A 23,122-nucleotide genomic window follows, 5' to 3' on the forward strand; every position below is an offset into this window, starting at 1 on the left:
GATAGAGTGCAAGAATGAATTAAAGAGCGGAGCGGTGCCGAAGTGGTTAAAATCCCGGCCTGGAGTCAGCGTTTTGTGACTCCGTTTCCCGAAATTTCCTGTATCGATACCGCGCAATAGCGCTATTTTAAATGAATCTGCCCGAAATCAACACGTCTCTTTTCAAACGCCTGCGATTTATTCTTGTCGAAACTAGTCGATCCGGCAACATTGGCGCCGTCGCGCGGGCCATGAAAACGATGGGTTTTTCCGATCTGGTGCTGGTCAATCCCCGCTTTCCCGATGCCTTGACGGACGCGGAAGCGGTGGCTTTCGCCAGCGGCGCGCAGGATATCCTGTCCGGGGCGCGCATCGTCGGCTCCATCGCCGAGGCGCTCGAAGGCTGCAATTACGCGGCGGCCGTCTCGGCCCGATTGCGCGAATTTTCGCCGCCCGTCACGGCGCCGCGCGCCATCGCCGCGCAGCTGGCGGCCAGCGAGGACTTGCACGCGGCCGTCATCTTCGGCAACGAGCGCTTCGGCTTGCCCAACGAGATCGTCGAGCAGTGCAATGTGCTGATCAACATCCCCGCCAATCCCGAGTATTCCTCGCTGAACCTGTCGCAGGCGGCGCAGGTCGTCGCCTACGAATGCCGCGTGGCGGCCCTCGGCGACGGGCAAATCGCCAGTCCCGTCGGTTTCCACGGCGACGCGGCCAGCCTGGCGCAGGTCGACGGCATGTATGCGCACCTGGAACAGGCGCTGGTGGCCATCGATTTCCTCGACGCCGACAACCCGAAAAAACTCATGCCAAGGCTGAAACGCCTGTTTTCGCGCACGGGGCTGGAAACGGAAGAAGTCAATATCCTGCGCGGCATCGCCCGGCATATCCTGGCGGTGGCGAAAAAAGGCCCATGATAGAAACCCGGCTGCTGCGCCAGTTCATCGCCGTCGCCGAGGAACTCAATTTCCGCCGCGCGGCCGAACGGCTGCACATGGCGCAGCCGCCGTTGTCGCAGGCGATATTGCGGCTGGAAGAAGCGCTCGGCTATCCCGTATTCGAGCGCACCAACCGCAAGGTCAGCCTGACGCCGGCCGGCACGGCTTTCCTGGCCACGGCCCGCCAGGTGCTGGCCAGCCTGGAAGAGGGCGTGGCCGCCACGCGCCGCGTGGCGCAGGGCATCGAGGGCCACTTGCGCCTCAGTTTCATCCACATCACGCCCTACGCCCACGTACTGACGGCCTTGCGCGCCTTCCGCGCCGCCTCGCCCGCCGTGCAATTCACCTTGCGCGAAGCGTCGACGCAGCAGCAGGTCGAGTGGCTGGAAAAAGGCGAGGTCGATATCGCCCTGCTGCGCGCGCCGGGGCGCAGCACGCCGGGACTGCGCTTCGAGCGCCTGTCCGGCGAAGACATCGTCGTTGCGCTGCCGTTGAACCACCGCTGCGCGGGCCAGGCGCGGGTGGACCTGGCGGATCTGGCCGGTGACGATTTCGTCGCCTCGCCGCGCGAACTGGGCCAGGGTTTCCACGACCAGCTGGCCAGCCTGTGCCTGCATGCGGGCTTCGTGCCGCAGGTGGCGCAGCAGGCGCGCCGTTTGCAAACGGTGCTGGGACTGGTGGCGGCCGGTTTTGGTGCGGCCCTGCTGCCGGCCAGCCTGGCGGCGTCCATGCCGGCGGGCGTCGTCATGCTGCCGCTGGCAAGCGGCGCGCCCGCGCCGCTGCGCCAGCTCGACTTGTACATGGCGTGGGATCCGCGGCGCACATCCCCCGTGCGCGAGCGGTTGCTGGCGCAATTGCGGCACTTTTCCCCGCAGTGAGACTTTGAACGTCTCGTTTCAAGATAAATAAGATATTTTACAGATGGTGATCGCGGGGCCAGCATGGCGTTTTGATTGTCAGGAACTGCCATGTCCACCATGTCCTCGCGCACAGCGCTGCCGTCCGCCGCGCTGCCACTCTCCATTTATCTGCTTTCCCTGTGCAGCTTTGCCTTCGGCTTGTGCGAATTCATCGCCGCCGGCCTGCTGACGCCCATGGCGCGCGACCTGCACGCCAGCGTGGCGGCGGCCGGCGGCGCCATCGCCGCATATGCGCTGGGGGCGGCCATCGGCGCGCCCGTGCTGACGGCCCTGCTGGCGCGCCGGCCCGTGCGCCAGGTGCTGGTGGCCACCATGCTCGTGCTGGCGGCCGGCAGCGTGGCCATGGCGGCCGCGCCGGCGCTGGGCGCGCTGCTGGGGGTGCGCTTTGCCGTCGGCCTCGCGCATGGCGTGTTCATGGCCATCGCCTCGCATGCGGCCACCAGCCTGGTCGACCCGTCGCGCGCGGGCCGGGCGCTGTCCATCGTTTGGCTGGGCCTGACCCTGGCGCTGGCGGGCGGCGTGCCGCTGGGGACGTGGCTGGGCGCCGTCGCGTCGTGGCGCTGGGTATTTGCAGTGATCGGCGTGCTGGCTCTGTGCGGCGGCGCGGGCTTGCGCCTGGCCATGCCGGCCGCGCGCCAGCAGGCCGCGGCCGTATCGGCCCTGGCCAGCCTGCGCGCCATCCTGCAACCGCCCATGCTGCTGGCGGCCGGCGTGGCGGCGCTGGTCAGCGTGGCCACTTTCAGTTTTTTCACGTATGTCTCGCCCTTCCTGCTGCAGCTGGGCGGGCTCGATGCGGGCTGGCTGGGCGCCGCCATGCTGTGCTTTGGCGCGTGCGCCATCGGCGGCAACCTGCTGGGCGGCTGGTGCGCGGATCGTCCCCACGCGCTGCGCGCCACCATGCTGGCCCTGGCCGCGCTGGCGCTCAATCTGCTGGCCTTTTATCTGCTGCGCACCCATCCCCTGGCCATGCTGGCCCTGTGCGGCACTTTGGGCTTGCTGTTCTTTGCCCTCGTCACCCTGTCGACCATGGGTTTGCTGCGCCTGGCGCGGCGGCATTGCCCGGGCAGCGACGCCGTGGCGGCGGGCCTGAATATCGCCGCCTTCAATGCGGGCACGGCGCTTGGTGGCGCGCTGGGCGGTGCGCTGATCGTTGCCTTCGGCTTGCCCAGCATCGCCATCGGCGGCGCGCTGGCGGCGCTGCTGGCCATGCTGCTGCTGTGGTTTCAGTCGCAAAAACTAGACTCTCCGCTCTAGTTTTTGCGTTCAAACGCCCACTGCCTTTGGCGTACACTGGCCTGCAAAAGGCGGTATAAAACAAGGGGAGACATGGCAATGCAACGCAGATCGTTTCTGAAACTGGGTGTGCTCGGCGCCTGCGCGCTGGCCGCCGGCGGCGCCGCGTACCGGCTGGTGCGCGGACCGGCGCCCCCTGGCCGCTTCGTGCTCGATGGCGCGGCGCGCGCGGCGCTGGCCGCCATCGTGCCGGCCATGCTGGGCAGCGCGCTGCCGCGGGAAACCCCCGCGCGGGCCGCGGCGCTCGATGGCGCCATCGCCGGCGTGGACACGGCCATCCGCGGCTTGCCGCTGGCGGCGCAGCAGGAAGTGCAGGATTTGTTCGGCCTGCTGGCGCTGGCGCCCGCGCGGCGCTTCGTCGCCGGCGTAAAAGATGGCTGGCGCGAAGCCGACCCCGCCCAGGTGGCGGCCTTCCTGCAGGCGTGGCGCACGCACCGCCTGGCCACCTTGCAGACGGCCTACCTGGCCCTGCACGACCTGATCCTCGGCGCCTGGTATGCCGATGCCGCCCACTGGGCCGCCATCGGCTATCCGGGACCGCTGCCCGAACTGAGCGCATAAGGCATCCATGAGCACATCCCCCATACCCGATCCCATCGCCATCGGCGTGGCCGGCGGCTGGAACGTCACCGACGCCAGCACCCTGAATGCCGACCGCACCCTGGAGGCGGATGTCGTCGTCATCGGCAGCGGCGCCGGCGGCGGCGTGACGGCGGAAATCCTCGCGCTGGCCGGCCTGAAGGTCTTGATCGTCGAAGAGGGCGGCTTGAAGTCTTCGCGCGACTTCAAGATGCGCGAAGCGGACGCCTATCCCGCGCTGTACCAGGAATCGGCCGCGCGCAAGACGCGCGACAAGGCCATCAACATTTTGCAGGGGCGCACCGTGGGCGGTTCGACCACCGTCAACTGGACGTCGAGCTTCCGCACGCCGCCCGGCACCCTCGATTACTGGCGCAAGCATTTTGGCTTGTCCGGCTATTCCGTGGACGCCATGGCGCCGTGGTTCGCCATGATGGAAAAACGCCTGCACGTGAGCGACTGGGCCGCGCCGCCGAATGAAAACAACGACTTGTTGCGGCGTGGCGCCGCGGCGCTGGGCATCCCCACGGCCGCGATCCGGCGCAATGTGAACGGCTGCTGGAACCTCGGCTACTGCGGCATGGGTTGCCCGACCAACGCCAAGCAATCGATGCTGGTGACGACGATCCCCTCGGCGCTGGCGCTGGGCGCGGGCTTGCTCGTGCATGCGCGCGCCGAGCGTTTCAGCTTCAAGGGCGAGCGCATCGACAGCCTGCTGGTGACGGCGCTCGATGCTGCCGGGCAGGCGCCCACGGGCGTGCGCCTGACGCTGCGCGCCAGGCACTTCGTGCTGGCCGGCGGCGCCATCAATTCGCCCGCGCTGCTGCTGCGCTCGCAGGCGCCCGATCCGCACGGCTTGCTGGGGCGGCGCACCTTCTTGCATCCGACGGTGATTTCGGCGGGTTTGTTCAAGCAGCGCGTCGACGCCTATGCCGGCGCGCCGCAGACGATTTATTCCGACCATTTCCTCCACACGGCGCCCATCGATGGCCCCATCGGCTACAAGCTCGAAGCGCCGCCCCTGCATCCGCTGCTGATGGCCACCACCATGGGCGGCTTCGGCGACGAGCATGCGCGCACCATGCGCGACTTCCCCCATGCGCACGCCTTGCTGGCGCTGCTGCGCGACGGTTTTCACCATGAAGCGGCGGGCGGCAGCGTATCGATCGACAGCTTCGGCGCGCCCGTGCTCGACTATCCGCTCACACCCTTCATCTGGGATGGCGTGCGGCGCGCGCTGCTGTCGATGGCGGAAATCCAGTTCGCGGCCGGCGCGCGGAGCGTGTATCCCGTGCACGAGCTGGCCAGCCATTACACCAGCTGGACGCAGGCGAAACAGGCCATCGGCGATTTGCCGATGAAGGCGCTGCTGGCGCGCGTGGTATCGGCCCACGTGATGGGCGGCTGCGCCATGTCGGACGATGCGCGCCTGGGCGTGACGGGCGCCGACGGCCGTTACCACGGCGTGCGCAACCTGTCCGTGCACGACGGCTCGGTGTTCCCCACCTCGATAGGCGCCAATCCGCAATTGACGCTGTATGCGCTGGCCGCGCGCCTGGCCAGCGGCCTGGCGCGGGAACTGACGGGCAAGCCGGCGCCCGTTCCCGTCGCAGGCACGGCATGATCGCGCGCATCCTCAAGTGGCTGATGCTGCTGCAGGTGCTGGCCGTGCTGGCGGTGGCGTACCTGGCCATGCATGTCTGGGGCGTCGCGTCGCCGGTGCTGGCCCTGCTGCTGGCGGGCGCCATGCTGCTGGCCGTGCGCGCGCTGGTCGTGGCGCGCAATTTCCGGGAAAGCCGGCATCTTGGCAGCCCCGTGCCGCCGGAGCATCAGTTGGGTATGCGGGGCGCCGCGCGGCTGTTCCTGGGCGAGTTGCGCGCCACGCTGTGGGCCTCGTCGTGGGGCATGCTGCGTCCGCGTTTGCATGCTGCCGACACCGTCGCTGGCCAGGGCTTGTCGGTGCTGCTGATCCACGGCTATGTGTGCAACCGCGGCTACTGGGCGCAGCTGAGCCGGCAGCTGGCGCGGGCCGGCATCGCGCACGACGGCGTCGACCTGGAACCGATAGGCGCCGATATCGAGGAGTTCGTGCCGCAGGTCGAGCAAGCCATCGCGGCGCTGTGCGCCCGCACGGGCAGCGACCGCGCCATCATCGTCGCCCACAGCATGGGCGGCCTGGTGGCGCGCGCCTGGCTGCGCCATTACGGCGCGGCCCGCGTGGCGCGCATCGTCACCATCGGCACGCCGCACCACGGCACGGCGCTGGCCAATGTGGCGGCGGGCGCCAATGCGCGCCAGATGAGCCGTATCCATGGCGCGCCCAGCGGCTGGCTGGCGCAGCTGGCCGCAAGCGAGACGCCGGAAACGCGCGCCCTGATCACCTCGATTTACTCGCACCACGATAATATTGTCGCGCCGCAATCTTCCGCGCATTTGCCCGGCGCGCGCAATCTCGCCTTCGGCGGCATCGGCCACGTGGCGCTGGCCAGCGATGCGCGCGTGCTGCGTCAGCTGTTGGAAGAAATCACTATCAAGACCGAAGTCGCCCAGCCCCCATCTTCCCCCCGTTTTGCCTGAATCCTGTTGTGTTTTATCTGCATGGCAAGACTGTCTCTTTTGACTCTGCTGTTGCCCGTGTTTAACAGCGCCACGGGCAGAAAATGCTGTTTTCCACTGGCGTACTGTATTAAGCTAACGTCAGAAGACGGCTGGCGGAAATTTCTTCCCGAGGCCGCTTGCGAAGCTCTGCAGGTACCCTGCGCACAGATATTTTTCTGGATGTATGGCAAGATGTTATAGGATTGTTATGTTAGCCGCGCATGCGGAAAGTTGAACGCAGGCGGAAAATGAGTCCATGCAGTTTTTATTGGGGGCGCTAATTGTCCGCACGTATCCTGATTATTGAAGATAACGCCACCAATATGGAATTGATGGTGTATTTGCTGCGCGCCTTCGGGTACACGCCGCTGGCAGCCTATGACGGCGAAGAGGGCGTGCGCATGGCGCGCAGCGAATTGCCGGACTTGATCATTTGCGACGTGCATTTGCCCAAGCTCGATGGCTACGGCGTGGTGGCGGAGCTGAAGAAAGACCCGCGGCTGCGCGCGATCCCGGCCCTGGCCGTGACGGCGCTGGCCATGGTGGGCGACCGCGAACGCCTGCTGGAGGCGGGTTTCAATGGCTACATCGGCAAGCCGATCGAGCCCGACCTTTTTGTTGCGGAGCTGGAGTCTTTTTTACCCGGGGCGCCGTCGACGCCAGTTAAAAACGACATAGCCACCATCCTGATCGTCGATGATCATGTGCTGAACCGCGAGTTCCTGACCGCGCTGCTGGGTTACGGCGGCCACCGCCTGTTGGAAGCGGCGAATGGCGCCGACGCGCTGGAAATCCTGCGCACCGAGCGGCCCGACCTGATCATTTCCGACATCCTCATGCCGAACATGGACGGCTACGAATTCGTCACGCGCGTGCACGCCGATCCCGCGCTGACCGACGTGCCCATCATCTTCTATACGGCCACCTACCGCGAGCAGGAAGCGATCTTGCTGGCGCAGGCCTGCGGCGTGCGCTGGGTGCTGCCCAAGCCGTCCGATCCCGAGGTCATCGTGCGCACCGTCAACGAGGCGCTGGGGCTGATGCCGGCGGCGGCACAGGTGCCGGGGGCGCCGGGCGCCGGCGGCGCGGCGCTTCCCGCCTCGGGCAAGCTGGCGGGCATCGAGCACCAGGTCAGCGGCTATCTCGATGAACTCGAATCGAGCAGCCAGCAGATTTCGCAGCTGGCCAGCCAGCGCGAGGGCCAGGCCGCCATCCCCGAAGACCTGGGCGTCATGACGGAGCGCCTGTCGCGTTCCCTGTCGAGCTTGCAGGCGGTCAGCCTGCGCCTGACGGCCTTGATCGAGCTGGGCATCGAGCTGGGCGCCGAACGCGATCCGCGCGCCCTGATCGAGGCCGGTTGCAAGGTGGCGCAGAATATCTGCGTCTCGAAGTACGCCTGCATCGGCGTGCTGGAAGAGGGCGCCGAAAAGCTCAGCTATTTTTCTTCGTGCGGCGCCGAGAAAAACCTCGAGCGCATCGCCAGCGCGCCGCGCACGGGCATCCTGAACCGCTTGCTGGAGCAGCGCCAGCCCTACCGGGTCAATGGCTTGAAGGGCGACCCCGGCGCGCTGGGCCTGCCCGACACGCACCCGCCCGTGCACTCCTTCCTGGGCGTGGCCATCGCCTCGCGCGAACGCAGCCACGGCTGGCTGTACCTGGTCGACAAGCTGGGGGCGACTGAATTTTCCGAAGTCGACGAGCGGGTCGCCGCCACGGTGGCGGCGCAGATCGCCGTCGCCTACGACAACCTGCTGCTGTACGACGAGATCAAGCGCCATCACGAGCAGCTGACACTGGACATGGCGGCGCGCATCCGCCTCGATGAAGACTTGCGCCGCTTCCGCCTGGCGATGGACGCCACGGCCGACGCGATTTTCCTCGTCGACCGCGCCGGCATGTGCTTCGTCGACGTCAACCAGACGGCTTGCCGCATGCTCGGTTTCGAGCGCGAGGATTTCCTGCGCGTGGGGCCTGGCCGCGCGCACGAGGGCGAATCCCAGCTGGAAGAGCTGTACAACAAGCTGCTGGCCGGCGACCAGGGCGGGCCGATGACGGAATTGCAGTTGCAGCGCAAGGACGGCTCGCCGCTGTCGGTGGAAGTGCAGCGGCGCACCCTGCGCTCGGGGCAGAGCTGGATCCTGGTGGCCGTGGCGCGCGACATCACCGAGCGCAAGGATGCCGAGCAGCGCCTGATGAAGCTGGCCCATTTCGACACCTTGACGGGCTTGCCGAACCGCAGCCAGTTCTACGTCTCGCTGACCCATTCCCTGGCCCAGGCGGCCGAACACCAGTGGGCCGTGGCCGTGCTGTTCATGGATATCGACCGCTTCAAGAATATCAACGACACCCTGGGCCACACCATCGGCGACGACCTGCTGCGCCAGTTTTCCAGCCGCCTCGTCGATTGCCTGCGCGTGCGCGATACCATCGGCCGCTTTGGCGGCGACGAATTTGCCACCATCCTGGTGCTGCCCGACGGCGCCCAGCATGCCGTGGGCGTGGTCCACAAGGTGCGCGAGGCGATGCGCAAGCCCTTCGACTTGCAGGGCCATGAAGTGACGGTGACGGTCAGCATCGGCATTTCCGTGTACCCCGACGATGGCGTCGATGCGGACACCCTGATCCAATATGCCGACACGGCCATGTACCGCGCCAAGGAGGCGGGCCGCGACGCCTTCCGCTTCTTCACGGCCGAAATGAATGCGCAGTCGATGGCGCGGCTGGACATGGAAAACGCCCTGCGGCGCGCCATCGACAACGAGGAATTCGTGCTGTTCTTCCAGCCCAAGGTGAATATTATCTCGGGGCGCATCAGCGGCGCCGAAGCGCTGATACGCTGGCGCCGCCCCGGTCACGGCATGGTTTCGCCGGCCCTGTTCATCCCCCTGCTGGAAGAAACGGGACTCATCGTGCGCGTCGGTAACTGGGTGCTCGACGAAGCGTGCAAGAAGATCAGCGAGTGGGGCGCCAGCAGCATCGGGCCCGTGCACCTGTCGGTGAACGTCTCGGGCATCCAGTTTTTCGTCGGCGGCCTGGAAGAGGAGGTGCTCAAGGCCATCCGCAAATACGAGATCGCGCCCGAACTGCTGGAGCTGGAACTGACGGAAAGCTCGCTGATGTCGAACGCCGAGGAAACCATCGCCGTGCTGCGCAACCTGAAGGCGCTGGGCATCCAGATTTCCATCGACGATTTCGGCACCGGCTATTCCAGCCTGGCCTACCTGAAGCGCTTCCCCATCGACAAGCTGAAGATCGACATCGCCTTCGTGCGCGAAGTCACCAGCAATCCGGACGACGCGGCCATCGTGCTGGCCATCATCAGCATGGCGCACAGCATGAAGCTGGAAGTGATCGCCGAAGGCGTGGAAAACGACGCGCAGCTGGCCTATTTGCGGCGCCACGGCTGCGACGAGATGCAGGGGTATTATTTCAGCCGCCCCGTGCCGCATGAGGAATTCGAGCAGATGTTGATGGGCGGCAAGTTGCTGCAGGCGCCTGAGGATGCCGCCGGCGAAGAGCAGCAAACCCTGCTGATCGTCGACGACGATGTGTTCATGCTCGACGTGCTCAGCGACTTCCTGGCGCAGGACGGCTACCGCATCCTCACGGCGCAGACGGCCGCCGAAGGCTTCGACATCCTGGCGCGCCACAAGGTGCAGGTGATCCTGTGCGACCAGTGCATGCCGCTCATGAGCGGCACCGAATTCATGGAACGGGTCAAGCACCTGTGTCCCGACACCTTCCGCATCATGCTGTCGGCCTTTGCCGACCTGACGCCCATTATGGCGGCCATCAACCGCGGCGCCGTCGACCGCTTCTACACGAAACCGTGGAAAGGCGCCGTGCTGCGCGAGAATATCCGCGAAGGCTTCCGCCTGCACAAGCTGCTGCATGGCCAGGTGAAGGCGGCGGCCTAGGCGCTGGCCGCTGCGTGCGCTGGCGCACCTTCCGAGGCAGCTTTCTATCGGATTAGACTCCCGTCTCTAGTTTTGCTCACTAGAATAAAAAGTATCCATGAAGTGGCATGGCCTTTCATATGACGGGAGCTGGCGATGGTGAAGAAATTGAAGGAATTGGCGGAAGACAAGGAATTGGCGAACGCCGTGCGCTCGTCCGCGCAGCAGATCTGGCAAGCGGGTCTGGGCGCCTTCGCCAAGGCGCAGGAAGAGGGTGGACGCGTGTTTTCCCGGCTGGTGAAGGAAGGCACGGAATTCCAGAAGCGCGCCGAAGACAAGGTTTCCGGCGTCAGCGACAGTGTCAGCAAGCTGGCCGATGGCGTGGGCAAGCAGGCCAGCGGCTCCTGGGACAAGCTGGAACAGGTGTTTGAAGAGCGTGTCGCGCGTGCGCTGGCCACCATCGGCGTGCCCACGCAACAGGATATTTCCGCACTGCATGCGCAGATCGAGGCCTTGAGCCGGCAAGTGGCGGCGCTGTCGGCCCAGGCCGCGCCTGCGCCCAAGCCGAAGGCCGCGGCCAAGCCCGCCGTGAAGGCGGCGCCGAAAGTTGCACTGAAAACCGCGCCGAAAGCGATCGTCGTCAAGGCCCCGGCCAAGCCGGCAGCCCGGAGCGCGCCGCGGGCCGCGGCCAAGCCGGCCAGCAAAGCGGCAGGCAAGCCGGCAAGCAAGCCGGCGAGCAAGCCGGCGGCGAGACCGGCGGCGAAGAAAAAAGCGCCGGCCGCCTGAGCCGGTGCCGCATCCCTCCAGCCTGCGCGAGCAGGCTTTTTCTTGCCCGGGCTTTTCGCCGGCACCCGGGGGCGGAGTGTTTCATTACAGCTATCTTAGGTGGTATGCTTGAGGCAGAACACAGAGAGATTGCCCGCCATGCTACAAAAAGCACCACGCCGTACCCGCGAACGCATCCTGGAGTTGTCGCTGCGCCTGTTCAATGAGTTTGGTGAGCCGAATATCACGACGACCGTGATTGCGGAAGAGATGAACATTTCGCCCGGCAACCTGTATTACCACTTCCGTAACAAGGACGACATCGTCAATTCCATCTTCGTCCAGTTCGAGGCGGAAATCGAACGCATCCTGACCGTGCCCGACGGGCGCCGCTCGAATATCGAGGATGTCTGGCTGTATTTGCACCTGATGTTCGAACTGATCTGGCGCTACCGCTTCTTCTATCGCGACCTCAACGATTTGCTGTCGCGCAACCGCAAGCTGGAATTGCACTTCAAGCTGATCCTGGCGCACAAGATCAAGGTGGCCACGCAGCTGTGCGAAGACTTGCGCAGCGAACAGTCGCTGGAAGCGTCGGACATGGAAGTGGCCGCGATGGCGACGAATATGGTGGTCGTTGCCACCTACTGGCTGTCGTACGAATATGTGCGCAACCCGCGCAAGTACAGCGAGCAGCAATCGATGTCCGATGCGCTGGCGCGCGGCTGTTACCAGGTGCTGTCCCTGATCGGGCCGTATTTGCGCAATGAAACGCATTTGCTGTTTCGCAAACTGTCGGAAGAGTATGTGACCAAACTCAAGAACGACTGACGCGACTGCTGGCGCCACGTCGTCATTTACAGGAGAGATATATGGCTTGGAAACAATTTCCTTATCCGGACGAAGCATATGTCTACACCCCGCAAACCCTGGAAGCGGCCTGGGCGCGCCTGCATGCGGGCGATGTGGAACCCTTTCCCACGCACCCGGCGCTGGTGCAGGCGTGGCTGGCCTTCCATGCGGGCGACTTCGAGCGGGCCGTGAAACTGGGCCTGGCTGTCGGCGTGCCCGGCTATGCGGTGGCGCACAAGGCGACTTGCATCTATGCCACGCACCTGGAAGTGGATGACAGCCGGAAACTCGACATGTACGAGGAAGTGGCGGAGCGCTGCGAACGCCAGCAGAGCGAGCAGCCGGACAACCCGGCCGGCTACTACTGGCACGCCTACAGCCTGGGCCGCTATGCGCTGGGCACGTCCGTCGTCAAGGCCCTGGCGCAGGGCATGGGCGCGCGCGTGCGCAATAGCCTGGACCGCACGATGACGGTGGCGCCCATGCATGCGGAAGCGCATATCGCGTTTGGGATTTATCATACGGAAATTATCGACAAGGTCGGCGCCATGATAGGCGGCCTGACCTACGGCGCCAACAAGGAAGATGGCTACCAGCACTTCAAGACGGCGCTGGCCCTGACGCCGTATTCGGCGCTGGCGCACAGCGAATATGCGCGCGCCTTGAATATGCTGGACGGAAAGAAAAAGCTGGCGGAAGCGCTGGCCCTGTATGAAAAGGCGGCCGAGTGCGTGGCACTGGACGCCAAGGAGCGCCTCGAGGTCGAGGCGGCGATCGATGAATTGAAAGGGTAGGGAATACTGTGATCAAGGCTTTATGTGTGTATTGCGGCGCCAACGCGGGCGTCTCGCCGGACTATGCCGTGGCGGCGCGCGAACTGGCGCGCGTGCTGGTGGCGGAAAATATCTCGCTCGTGTATGGCGGCGGCAAGGTGGGACTGATGGGCGTGATCGCCGATGAAGTGCTGCGCCTGGGCGGCGAGGTGACGGGCGTGATTCCCACCCAGCTGGTCGAGCGCGAAGTGGGGCACACGGGCTTGACGCGGCAGTTCATCGTGAAGGACATGCACGAGCGCAAGGCGATGATGGCCAGCCTGTCCGACGCCTTCATTGCCATGCCCGGCGGCTATGGCACCCTGGAAGAGCTGTTCGAGATGCTCACCTGGGCCCAGCTGGGCTTGCACGCCAAGCCCATCGGCTTGCTCAATGTCGACCGTTTTTATGACGGCTTGATCGCTTTCGTACAAAACGGCAAGGAGCAGGGCTTCATCCGCCCGCAGCACGCGGCGTTCCTGAACGCCGACGCCGATCCTGCGGCCCTGGTGCAGCGGTTGAAGGATAGTGCGCCGTAAATCTTCTTTGTGAAGTCTCATCCAGAGCCATGCATTGTGAAATGCATGGCTTTTTTATTTCTGTGCGGGAAAATTGATCAAGATCAATTAATTAATTAATATAAATATAGCCAGAATATTTCTCTAATAGCATGTTTTTTTGAAAATGAAGATGCTTTTTATGCATGAATGTGTTCTACTGCAATTGTTCAAAAGACAGGCATGTCGGACACCCAGCGAGGCGCCTCCCGTTTCCCGCTACGACGCCTAGATATTGCAAGTTGCCACAACCTCGCTACTTCATCATCTTGAAAGGATACTATTGTGAAACCAATGACTCTCTTGCGCGCGACTGCCGTCGCCGCCATTCTCGCCGCCGGCGGCGCCCATGCACAAACTACCATCATCGGATTTGATGCGCTGGAGCAACCCGGCATTCTCGGCTCCGTCTTCGATTCCTATTCCGAAGGCGGCTACGATTTCGACAGCAGCTTCCTGGGCCTGTTGAGTTCCGCACATCAAAGCAACTTTGCCTATGCCGGCTCGGCCGGTCTTGGCGCCACCGTGCTGACGACGACCACCTTGAGCCGTACCGATGGCGCCGCTTTCTCGCTGAGCTCGATCCGTCTGGCTGACTTCGTGAGCTTGCCTGGCCCCTACGACGTGACGTTCTTCGGCCATCAGGTGGGCGGCGGCACGGTGACCCAGACCTTCAGCCTCGATGGCAGCCACAACTTCCGCGATTACACGTTCACGGGTTTCAACAACCTGCTGTCGGCAACGTGGCAGGAGGGCGCCTTGCACACCTTCCAGGTCGATAATATCGCCGCCAGCGTGAGCGCCGTGCCGGAACCGGCCACCTACGGCATGATGCTGGGCGGACTGGGCTTGCTGGCCTTCCTGCGCCGCCGCAAGAACGCCGCCTGAGCTTGAGCACGCTGCCGGTCCCGCCGGCACATGCGTCATGAGCCGCCCGTCTTGCCGGGCGGCTACTCTGACCCACACCAACAATGCCGCCCAATGGATGTCCGGGGCGGCATTGTTGTTATGTGGATGTCATGACCACAGGCGCTGGCCGGACAGGTCGAGCTGGGTCAGGTACAGGCGCACGTCGAATTCGTACTGGTGGTATTGCGGTTCCATATACGTGCACAGCTTGTAGAACGCCTTGTCATGCTGCTTTTCCTTCACGTGCGCCAGTTCGTGCACGGCGATCATGCGCAGGAATTCCAGCGGCACTTCCTTGAACATGGTGGCCACGCGGATTTCATGCTTGGCCTTGAGCTTGCCACCTTGCACGCGCGAGATCGAGGTATGCAAGCCCAGCGCGTGCTGGATCACATGGATCTTGCTGTCGAACGCCACTTTGTTGATGGGCTCGGCATTGCGCAGGAATTCATTCTTCAAGTCCTGCACATACTGGTATAAAGCCTTGTCGTTGCGTACATCGTGCGCGTTCGGATAGCGTTTCAACAGGACGTCGCCCAGCTTGTCTTGCGCGATCAGTTGCTGCACTTGCGCTTGCGTTTGTTCGGAATAGGCGCTCAGGTATTTCAGGGATGGCTGCATGCGGGGAAGGGCGGGGCGTGGCGCGGAGGTGTCGGTAAGGCGAGAATGTACCATACCGCCGCCCCCCACGCTGCGCCAGCCCTTGCACGGGGCTGCCAGGGCTGCCAGGGCCGCCCCTGCCTACCTGCATCAGGCCGCGCGCCGCAGGGGCAGCCCGGCGGCCTGTCCCGCTCAGCCCGCTCCGCCTGCTCCACCCTTGTCGTCCTCGTCCTTGCCGCCTTGCCGGCCAGTGCGGCCCTGCTCGGTGCCGCTGCTGCGCGTGGCCGTGCCGCTGCGGCTTTCATTGGCGCGCTGGGCCGATTGCCGGCTTTCGCCGCCCTTGCGGCCGATTTCCGCCATGTGTTCGCGGTTGCGGCTGACGGCTTCGCCGCCTTTTTGCCCGGCCCGGCGCGCTTCTTCCGAGTCGAATTCATGCGCCGTGCCCTTTTGATGGGCTGCCTGGCCGCCCTTGCTGGCGATTTCGCGTTGCTGTTCCTCGTTCATGGCGGCGAAACCGCGCTTGCTCGGGCCTTTGCCGCTGCCCGATTCGCCGGCTTTCTGGCTGCTGCCAGCGCCTTTGCCCTGTTCATTACCTTGATTGCTAGCCATGTCGCTCTCCTTGCTGTCGAGTGGGGTCAAGTGGTCAATTCAAGTGCTCAATGCGCCTGATCGGATGGCCTGCCGGTATCGCGGCTGCGGCCGGCGCCATTGCTGGGGGCCGTGGCGTGCATCTTTTCGATCATTTCACGCTGGCGCTGCGTGGCTTTTTCCGTTTCCTCGGCCGTCTTGCGCACCACTTCGTCAGCGAAGGCTACGGCCGTGCGCCTCGCTTCGGGCAGGTGGTTCTCTGCCGTGCGGTTCATTTCGACATTGGCGTTGGCGACGAGGTTGCCGAGCTGCTGCTGGTACTGCTGCAGCTTGTTGCTGCTCGGCTGCAACTGGGCCGCGGCCAGCGACATGAACTCGCCCGTGTCGCGCGCGCACAGCAGTTGCTGGCTGGCGCTGCTCCATTCCTGCAGCAAGTCTTGCGCCAGCCGCAGATGCAGCTCGCTCAGTTGCTGCGCCGTATCGACCAGCTTGCGCGATAGTTCCGTGGCGAAATTGCACTGGGCCTCCAGGTGGGACTTCAGGGCAGGGCTGAAACTGGGGGAAATACTGTTTGTGAACATGTTCTACCTCAATGAAAAACGGATCCAGGAAACACCCGGTGCACCGGATGCGGCGTATGGTGAAACAAGCAAAGGGATAGACGCCGGATGGCGTGCCAGGTTCCACGCCAGTGGCCCGTTTGGCGCGGGAATGGCGCCTGGCAGGCGGAAAAATGCGATGACTTTGTGTTAGATCAAATGAACGTGAATCGGCCTGCCGCTGCCGGCAGCCACGTTGCTTGTGTGGAAAATGCGGGTTGACTGGCCTGGCCGTGCGACAATAGTCGGCTCGCGGCAGCGCAGCCGATGGCCGGCGCGCGTGGCTGAGCCGAGCATAGCCCACTTTTTTTGCTTTATTCCGCGACCATGACGCATCCCGAATACATCCTGACCCTGTCCTGCCTGGACCAGCGCGGCATCGTGCACCGCGTGTCCGGCTTCCTGGCCGAACGCGGCTGCAACATCCTCGATTCCGCCCAGTTCGGCGACCAGGAATCCCAGCTGTTCTTCATGCGCGTGCATTTCGCGCTGGAAGACGGCGCCGTCAGCGACGCCCAGTTGCGCAGCGACTTCGCCGACCTGTCGCAAGCCATGCAGTTGAACGGCCCCTTCCACGGCCAGCTGCACGATGCGCGCGTCAAGCCGCGCGTCATGCTGATGGTGTCGAAGATCGGCCATTGCCTGAACGATTTGCTGTTCCGCTACAAGAGCGGCTTGCTGAACGTGGAAATTCCCGCCATCGTGTCGAACCACATGGAGTTCTACCAGCTGGCGGCCAGCTACAATATTCCGTTCCACCACCTGCCGCTGGCCACCGGCGCGCCGGAAGCGGCCAAGCTGGCGCAGGAAGCGAAGATCATCGACTTGATGGACACGCACAAGATCGACCTGGTGGTACTGGCGCGCTACATGCAGATCCTGTCGCCAGGCCTGTGCCAGGCGCTCGACGGCCGCGCCATCAATATCCACCATTCCTTCCTGCCCAGCTTCAAGGGCGCCAAGCCGTATGCGCAGGCGCATCACCGCGGCGTCAAGCTGATCGGCGCGACGGCCCATTTCGTCACGGGCGACCTGGATGAAGGCCCGATCATCGAGCAGGACGTCGAGCGCGTCGACCATGCGATGGATGCGGAAACCCTGACGGCCATCGGCCGCGACGTCGAGTGCGTGGTGCTGGCGCGCGCCGTGAAATGGTTCGTCGAGCACCGCATCCTGAAAAATGGCGACAAGACCGTGGTTTTCCGCTGATACCGACTTCACTATTTACTTTACCGAGACAGAAACACGATGGCCCTTAAAGCAACAATTTTCAAAGCCGATCTGCAGATCGCCGACATGGACCGCAATTACTACCAGGATCACGCGCTGACCCTGGCGCGCCACCCGTCCGAAACGGACGAGCGCATGATGGTGCGCCTGCTGGCGTTCGCCATCCACGCCGACGAGGCGCTGACGTTTACCAAGGGCCTGTTCGACACGGAAGAGCCTGACCTGTGGCAGAAAGACTTGACGGGCGCCATCCAGCTGTGGATCGAAGTGGGCCAGCCGGACGAAAAGCGCATCCTGAAGGCGTGCGGCCGTTCGGAACAGGTCATCGTCTACAGCTATGGCGCAACCAGCCACATCTGGTGGAAGCAGATCGCGAACAAGCTGGAACGGGCGAAGAACTTGACCGTGATCAACTTGCCGTCGGAAGCGGCGCAAGACATGAGCAAGCTGGCGCAGCGCACGATGCAGCTGCAATGCACGATCCAGGATGGCCAGATCTGGCTGACGGACAGCGTCAATACGGTCCTGATCGACCGCGAACCGGTGAAGCCGGCCCGCTGATATAGCCTGTCTGAAACGCAAAAAGCCCGGATCGCTCCGGGCTTTTGTCATTGCGGGGGCTTAATTCGGCGCCGCGCCCAGCCGCTTGATGCTGCTCGAACGCTGCATGCTGCGGCTGATGCGCGGGTCGCCGTAGTAGCTCACTTCGCCCGAGCCGCCGATACTGATGGTCAAGTCATCCTTGGCCCACACCTGCGCCTCGCCCGAGCCGCCGATGCTCACCTGCACGTCGCGCGCGGCCAGCTTGCCCGCCTGGATATTGCCCGAGCCGCCGATCGAGGCCGTCAGTTGCTCCGTCTTGCCGCTGGCCTTGAAGTTGCCGCTGCCGCCGATGGCGATGGAAACCTGGCGGCTGTCGAGGTCGCGCGCGTGGATGGAGCCGGAACCGCCCACGTCGAAGCGCAGATTCTCGGCGCGCAAGCCCGTGGCCGTGATGTTGCCCGAGCCGCCCACGCTGATGCGTTCCACCTGGCGCGCCTGGATGACGATGTTCAGGCTGCTCTGGCGGAAGTTGGCGTTGCGCTTGGCGGGGCGGATGCGCAAGGTGCCGTTTTCCACCGCCGTCTCGATCAGCGGCAGGATATTGTCGTCGGCCTCGATGGTGATGCTGTCCGTGTTGCCGATACGCAATTCGACCGTGCCCGGCACGTTCAGCGCCACGGCATGGAAATTGCCCACTTCGCGCGTCTGCTTTTGCAGCTTGCCGCTGCCCTGGATGCTGTTGCCGGAAATCCAGTCGAGCGGCGAGGCCAGCGCCGACGCGGCCGGGAGGGCCAGCGCGCAGGCGGCCAGCAGCAGGACGGTGGCGGCGCGGGCACGGCGTGGGTGGAAAAGTGTCGGTGTCATTCTTGCTCCCTGTTTGGAATTGGTATACTTGCATGGTATGCCAGCCGGCCGCGCCTGCGTAGCGCGCTGCGACAGACTGCGCCAGCAGCGGCATGGAATGCAGGAGGATGCGACAGGATGGCATGAGGTATCATGCCGGTATTGGATATACGACGACCGGTACGCGCCGGTCACACTACTGGAATTACATGCTGATCATCACCATCAAACAGGGCAAGGAAAAGAGCTTGCTGGGCCAATCGTGGATTTACGCGTCCGCGATTGAAAAAGTCGAAGGCAAGCCGCAGGAAAAAATGAAGCCCGGCTCGACGGCCATCGTGCAAAGCTCGTCCAAGCAATTCATCGCCCGCGCCGCCTACAATTCGAAGTCGCAGATCCGCGCGCGCATCTGGAGCTTCAAGGAAGACGAACCGGTCGACCACGCGCTGATCAAGCGCCGCGTCAAGGCCGCCATCGAGAAAAAATTATCTGCCATCAAGAAGGCGGGCGAAAACCAGCTGTTGACCCTGATCAAGGGCGAAGACGAGGGCTTGCCCGGCCTGGTGGTGCAGCTGTTTGGCGGCGTGCAAGGCTACCTGATCTGCGAATTCAACGCGGGCGGCGTCGATGCGTGGAAAGTGGCCATCGTGCAATCGCTGATGGCTTCCACGGGCTGCGCCAACGTGTACGAGCGCTGCGACGACCTGATGCGCAAGGGCGAAGGCTTGCCCCTGATCGACGGCGCCCTGGCCGGCGAAGAGCCGCCCGATGAAGTCATGCTGACGGACAACGGCGTGCGTTATGCGCTGGACCTGAAGACGGGTCACAAGAGCAAGTTCCGCTGAGAACGGCTGCTTGACGTGAAAAAACCGGCGCTGGCCGGTTTTTTTCGTATGCGCGCCGGCAAAACGTTCAGGGCAAGGAGATGCAACGCCGCCATGGACGTTTTTCAGGCGCGCTACTCCAGCGGCACGCTGCGGTATTTATTGACTTCCAGGGCCGACACGGCCGGCGCGTCATTGCCCCACGAGGCGCGCAGGTACGTGACCACGGCCGCCACTTCCGCGTCATCCATGACGGGGCCGAACGGCGGCATGCCGTAGGGGCGCGGGTTGCCTTTTGTCCCGGGCGCGAAGCCGCCGTTGAGCACGAGCCGGATGGCGTTGACGGCCGACTCCGTCGTCAGCGCGCGGTTGCCGGCCAGCGGCGGGTAGCCGGGCGGCACGCCCTTGCCGTCGGCCAGGTGGCAGCTTGCGCATTGCGCCTCATACAGTTTCGCGCCCAGCGCCAGTTGCTGCCGGGCTTGCTCCGAGGTGTCGCGCGGCGCCCGTTGCGCGGGCTGCGCGGGGCCGGGCAGGCTTTTCAGGTAGACGGCCATCGCTTGCACGTCGGCATTGCTCATGTGCTGCAAGCTTTGCCGCACCACTTCGGCCATGGGGCCGAAGACGGTGGCGCGCGGCGAGACGCCCGTTTGCAGCAATTCCACGATATGCGCCGTGTCCCAGTCGCCCAGGCCCGCTTCCGCATCCGACGTCAGCGACGGCGCATACCAGCCCAGCACGGGAATCAGGCCGCCCGACAGGCCGTCGTCGCTGCCGCCCAGGGTCGTGCGGCTGCTATGGCAAGCGCTGCAGTGGCCCAGGCCCTGCACCAGGTAGGCGCCGCGGTTCCATTCCATGCTTTTGCCCGTCAGCGGCTGGTACACGCCCGGTTTGAAATACAGCGCGCGCCAGGCGGCCAGCGCGATCTGCTGGTTATAGGGGAAGCGCAGCGCGTGCGGCTGGTTGGCTTGCCGGTGCGGCGGCACGCTCTGGAAATACGCGTACAGGGCGTCGCTATCCTCGCGCCGCACCTTGGTGTAGCTGGTGTAGGGAAAGGCCGGATACAGCAGCCGGCCATCCTTCGACTTGCCGTTGTGGATGGCGCGCCAGAAATCGTCGGCCGTCCAGCTGCCGATGCCTGTTTCCCTGTCGGCCGTGATGTTGGGCGAGAGCACCTTGCCGAACGGCGTCTGCAAGGCCCGGCCACCCGCGTAGGGCACGCCGCCGCGCGTCGTGTGGCAAGCCATGCAGTCGCCCGCCTTGGCCAGGTAGGCGCCGCGCGCGACCAGCTGTTCCTGGCTCAGGGTGCTGGCGGCAGCCGGCGGTCCCGCGTCGTCCGCCGGCCACAGCAGGAATTTGGCGCCGGCCGCGCCGATGGCGCCGATGGCGGCCGCGAGCATCCATTTTTTCATGGCGCCACCTGCGCGCCGGAGCCTGGCACGCCGCCGCAATGCAGCGGCAAGGGCAGGGCGATACTGGCGGCCGGACGCGCGTCGGCGCTGGCCACTTGCGTGCCCAGCCAGGCCGAGACGGCGCCCACGTCCGCGTCGGACAGGCGCTGCGCCACTTGCGCCATGCAGTCGGGCGCGTGGGCGCGGCGGATGCCGTTCTTCCACGCGCCCAGCTGGGCGTTGATATAGTCGCGCGGCAAGCCCAGCAAGCCGGGAATGGCGGGTGCCACGCCGGCCAGCTGCTGGCCATGGCAGGCGATACAGGCGGGAATTTTTTTGCCGGCATCGCCGTGCAGCACCAGCTGCTTGCCCCGCGCCAGGGCCGTCGTGCCGGCGCTGCTGGGCTGGGCCGGCGGCGGGGCAGGGTGCTGTGCCGCAAAATAGCCGGCAATCTCGCGCAGGTAATCGTCAGGCAAGTGTTCCACCATATAGTTCATCATCGGATACTGGCGCCGTCCCTCGCGGAAGTTCAGCAGCTGGTTGTACAGGTAGCCGGCCGGCTTGCCCGCGATGCGGGGAAAGAAGGCGTCGTGGCGCTCCTTTTGCGCATGACAGGCCGTGCACGCCTTGATGCGCTGTTCCAGGCTGTCGTGGCTGGCGGAAATGCTGGCGGGCGCGGCCAGCGCCATGCCGGGCAGTGCGACGGCCAGAGCCAGGGTCAGCACCGGCACGAGGGGGGAATGCAGTAGCATGGAGAGTTGCATGGAAAAGTAACCTGTCTCGTCGGTCGATTATGGCGTGCCGGTGTTGCTGCCCGGATGTTGTTACCCTAGCATATAACGGGTGCTGTTACTGTGACAGGATCAGTTGTGCAATAAAACTACGGATCAGTTTGAGGAGCAGGGTTGAAACGATATGAGGAATTGGCGGAAGAAGTCGCCGCCATGATCAGCACGCAGCTGTTGTTGCCTGGTGATAAGTTGCCTTCCGTGCGCCAGCAGCATGCGCGCAGGGGCGTGAGCCCGTCGACGGTGTTCCAGGCCTATTATTTGCTCGAAGCGCGCGGCATGATCGTCTCGCGGCCCCGCTCCGGCTACTACGTGGCGCCGCAGCGCGCCGCGCTGGCGCCCGAGCCGGACAGTTCCCGCCCGCTCGACGCCAGCACCACGGTCGATGTCAGCGACCTCGTGTTCGAAGTGCTGGGCGCCGTCGGTGCGCGCGATATCGTGCCTTTCGGCTCGGCGTTTCCCAGCCCGCATCTGTTTCCGATGGAAAAGCTGGCGCGGGCCGTGTCGGCCAGCATGCGCCGCCTCGACCCGTGGAGCACGGTCACGGATTTATCGCTGGGCAATGCCGAACTGCGCCGCCAGATCGCCTTGCGCTACCAGCTCGACGGGGTGCTTGTTTCCAGCGACGACATCGTCATCACGAATGGCGCGCTGGAAGCGCTGAACCTGTGCCTGCAAGCCGTCACGCGGCCCGGCGACACGGTGCTGATCGAGTCGCCCAGCTTCTATGCGTGCCTGCAGGCGCTGGAGCGGCTGGAACTCAAGGCCGTGGAAATTGCCACCAGCCCCCGCGACGGTGTCGACCTGGCGGCGCTCGAGGAATTGCTGCTGCGCCACCGGCCTAAGGCGTGCTGGCTGATGACGAATTTCCAGAATCCCCTGGGCAGCCTGATGTCGCCGGAAAAGAAGCGCGCGCTGGTCGAACTGCTGGCGCGCCATGGCGTGCCGCTGATCGAGGATGACGTGTATGGCGAGTTGTATTTCGGCAAGCAGCGCCCCGGCTTGACGAAAAGCCATGACAGCGCGGGTCTGGTGATGCATTGCAGCTCGTTTTCCAAGACCCTGGCGCCCGGTTTTCGCCTGGGCTGGGCCGTGGCGGGCCGCTACGCGCGCCAGGTCGAGCGCCTGAAGCTGACGACGAGCCTGTCTGCGCCCATCCCGCTGCAGATGGCGCTGGCCGATTACCTGGCGGCAGGCGGCTACGACCGCCATTTGCGCCAGCTGCGCCTGACCCTGGCGGCGCAGCAAAATACCATGCTGCAAGCCATCGCCGTGCATTTTCCGCCCGGCACAAGGGTCACGCGGCCGCAGGGCGGTTATTTCGTCTGGGTGGAGATGCCTGCCGGTATCGACGCGCTGGCCTTGCACCGCAGCGCGCTGGCGGCCGGCATCAGCATCGCGCCCGGCCCCATTTTTTCCGCCACGCGCGCGTTTCGCCACTGCATCCGCCTCAATTACGGCCACCCGTGGAACGCGCAACTGGAAGAAGCCATCGCCACCCTGGGGCGGCTGGCGCTGGCGGCGGCATAGCGGCGAAAAAAAAGTCCCTTGCGGCAGCAAGTGTTCCATTCCAAAAAGAAATATTACTGTTATATTGATGTATCTATAACTAATGATGGGA

Annotated in this window: 22 protein-coding genes; 16 read left to right on the top strand and 6 right to left on the bottom strand. The window is 64.5% G+C overall.

The window, feature by feature from the left end; all coding sequences use genetic code 11:
- The first annotated feature begins 131 nt into the window (after window positions 1-131).
- From O0879_RS24060 to O0879_RS24115, 12 genes are all read left to right on the top strand, one after another.
- Complete coding sequence (locus tag O0879_RS24060) at window positions 132-896, top strand: RNA methyltransferase (protein ID WP_070254993.1); 765 nt, start codon at window positions 132-134, stop codon at window positions 894-896.
- Window positions 893-1,795 (top strand): LysR substrate-binding domain-containing protein, encoded by a 903-nt coding sequence (locus O0879_RS24065; protein WP_289919169.1) that lies wholly within the window; start codon window positions 893-895, stop codon window positions 1,793-1,795. The genes O0879_RS24060 and O0879_RS24065 overlap by 4 nt, the downstream gene beginning before the upstream one ends.
- 90 nt (window positions 1,796-1,885) lie before the next feature.
- Complete coding sequence (locus O0879_RS24070; protein ID WP_289919171.1) at window positions 1,886-3,091, top strand: MFS transporter; 1,206 nt, start codon at window positions 1,886-1,888, stop codon at window positions 3,089-3,091.
- A gap of 72 nt (window positions 3,092-3,163) precedes the next feature.
- Window positions 3,164-3,691, top strand: coding sequence for a hypothetical protein (locus O0879_RS24075; protein WP_289919173.1), 528 nt, complete (start codon window positions 3,164-3,166; stop codon window positions 3,689-3,691).
- A 7-nt stretch (window positions 3,692-3,698) separates the two neighbouring features.
- Complete coding sequence (locus tag O0879_RS24080) at window positions 3,699-5,333, top strand: GMC family oxidoreductase (protein ID WP_289919174.1); 1,635 nt, start codon at window positions 3,699-3,701, stop codon at window positions 5,331-5,333.
- Window positions 5,330-6,286, top strand: a complete 957-nt coding sequence (locus tag O0879_RS24085; protein WP_289919175.1) for an alpha/beta fold hydrolase — start codon at window positions 5,330-5,332, stop codon at window positions 6,284-6,286. The genes O0879_RS24080 and O0879_RS24085 overlap by 4 nt, the downstream gene beginning before the upstream one ends.
- Before the next feature lie 302 nt (window positions 6,287-6,588).
- On the top strand, window positions 6,589-10,224 hold the full coding sequence (locus O0879_RS24090; RefSeq protein WP_289911950.1) for an EAL domain-containing protein: 3,636 nt from the start codon (window positions 6,589-6,591) through the stop codon (window positions 10,222-10,224).
- Between the two features lie 135 nt (window positions 10,225-10,359).
- The gene (locus O0879_RS24095) at window positions 10,360-10,989 is read left to right on the top strand and encodes a phasin family protein (protein ID WP_289919176.1); all 630 of its coding nucleotides are present in this window, start codon (window positions 10,360-10,362) and stop codon (window positions 10,987-10,989) included.
- 138 nt (window positions 10,990-11,127) lie between these two features.
- Window positions 11,128-11,799 (top strand): TetR/AcrR family transcriptional regulator, encoded by a 672-nt coding sequence (locus tag O0879_RS24100; protein ID WP_034758777.1) that lies wholly within the window; start codon window positions 11,128-11,130, stop codon window positions 11,797-11,799.
- A gap of 41 nt (window positions 11,800-11,840) precedes the next feature.
- The gene (locus O0879_RS24105) at window positions 11,841-12,614 is read left to right on the top strand and encodes a hypothetical protein (protein WP_099664834.1); all 774 of its coding nucleotides are present in this window, start codon (window positions 11,841-11,843) and stop codon (window positions 12,612-12,614) included.
- 11 nt (window positions 12,615-12,625) lie between these two features.
- The gene (locus tag O0879_RS24110; protein ID WP_180278808.1) at window positions 12,626-13,171 is read left to right on the top strand and encodes a TIGR00730 family Rossman fold protein; all 546 of its coding nucleotides are present in this window, start codon (window positions 12,626-12,628) and stop codon (window positions 13,169-13,171) included.
- A gap of 312 nt (window positions 13,172-13,483) precedes the next feature.
- The gene (locus O0879_RS24115) at window positions 13,484-14,077 is read left to right on the top strand and encodes a PEP-CTERM sorting domain-containing protein (RefSeq protein ID WP_289919219.1); all 594 of its coding nucleotides are present in this window, start codon (window positions 13,484-13,486) and stop codon (window positions 14,075-14,077) included.
- 129 nt (window positions 14,078-14,206) lie between these two features.
- Here O0879_RS24115 and O0879_RS24120 read toward each other — a convergent pair whose 3' ends face one another.
- The 3 genes from O0879_RS24120 to O0879_RS24130 all read right to left on the bottom strand — a co-directional run bounded on the left by O0879_RS24120 (window position 14,207) and on the right by O0879_RS24130 (window position 15,867).
- On the bottom strand, window positions 14,207-14,719 hold the full coding sequence (locus O0879_RS24120) for a M48 family metallopeptidase (protein ID WP_034758768.1): 513 nt from the start codon (window positions 14,717-14,719) through the stop codon (window positions 14,207-14,209).
- Window positions 14,720-14,890: 171 nt separating this feature from the next.
- On the bottom strand, window positions 14,891-15,307 hold the full coding sequence (locus O0879_RS24125) for a KGG domain-containing protein (protein WP_289919177.1): 417 nt from the start codon (window positions 15,305-15,307) through the stop codon (window positions 14,891-14,893).
- Window positions 15,308-15,354: 47 nt separating this feature from the next.
- Window positions 15,355-15,867, bottom strand: coding sequence for a phasin family protein (locus O0879_RS24130; RefSeq protein ID WP_289919178.1), 513 nt, complete (start codon window positions 15,865-15,867; stop codon window positions 15,355-15,357).
- 345 nt (window positions 15,868-16,212) lie between these two features.
- On the opposite strand from O0879_RS24130, the gene purU reads away from it, so the two are divergent.
- Entirely contained in the window at window positions 16,213-17,094 is an 882-nt protein-coding gene (gene purU, locus O0879_RS24135) for a formyltetrahydrofolate deformylase (protein ID WP_077401742.1), read from the top strand.
- Window positions 17,095-17,133: 39 nt separating this feature from the next.
- Window positions 17,134-17,676, top strand: a complete 543-nt coding sequence (locus O0879_RS24140; RefSeq protein WP_070291303.1) for a YaeQ family protein — start codon at window positions 17,134-17,136, stop codon at window positions 17,674-17,676.
- 60 nt (window positions 17,677-17,736) lie between these two features.
- Here the strand turns inward: O0879_RS24140 and O0879_RS24145 are convergent, their stop codons facing one another.
- Window positions 17,737-18,522: a head GIN domain-containing protein gene (locus O0879_RS24145; protein WP_289919179.1), complete on the bottom strand. Its 786-nt coding sequence runs from the start codon at window positions 18,520-18,522 to the stop codon at window positions 17,737-17,739.
- Window positions 18,523-18,710: 188 nt separating this feature from the next.
- Here O0879_RS24145 and O0879_RS24150 point away from each other — a divergent pair, with 188 nt between their 5' ends.
- A complete protein-coding gene (locus tag O0879_RS24150) occupies window positions 18,711-19,346 on the top strand; it encodes an SAM-dependent methyltransferase (protein ID WP_152253319.1) in 636 nt (211 codons plus the stop codon).
- Between the two features lie 113 nt (window positions 19,347-19,459).
- Here O0879_RS24150 and O0879_RS24155 read toward each other — a convergent pair whose 3' ends face one another.
- Both O0879_RS24155 and O0879_RS24160 read right to left on the bottom strand, forming a co-directional pair.
- Window positions 19,460-20,734, bottom strand: coding sequence for a cytochrome c (locus tag O0879_RS24155; protein WP_289919180.1), 1,275 nt, complete (start codon window positions 20,732-20,734; stop codon window positions 19,460-19,462).
- The gene (locus O0879_RS24160; RefSeq protein WP_289919220.1) at window positions 20,731-21,402 is read right to left on the bottom strand and encodes a c-type cytochrome; all 672 of its coding nucleotides are present in this window, start codon (window positions 21,400-21,402) and stop codon (window positions 20,731-20,733) included. The genes O0879_RS24155 and O0879_RS24160 overlap by 4 nt, the downstream gene beginning before the upstream one ends.
- Before the next feature lie 216 nt (window positions 21,403-21,618).
- Between O0879_RS24160 and O0879_RS24165 the strand changes: the two genes are divergently transcribed.
- Window positions 21,619-23,031, top strand: coding sequence for a PLP-dependent aminotransferase family protein (locus O0879_RS24165; protein ID WP_289919181.1), 1,413 nt, complete (start codon window positions 21,619-21,621; stop codon window positions 23,029-23,031).
- Window positions 23,032-23,122 lie beyond the last annotated feature (91 nt).

This window comes from Janthinobacterium sp. SUN120 (assembly GCF_030397735.1).
Lineage (GTDB): Bacteria > Pseudomonadota > Gammaproteobacteria > Burkholderiales > Burkholderiaceae_D > Janthinobacterium > Janthinobacterium kumbetense.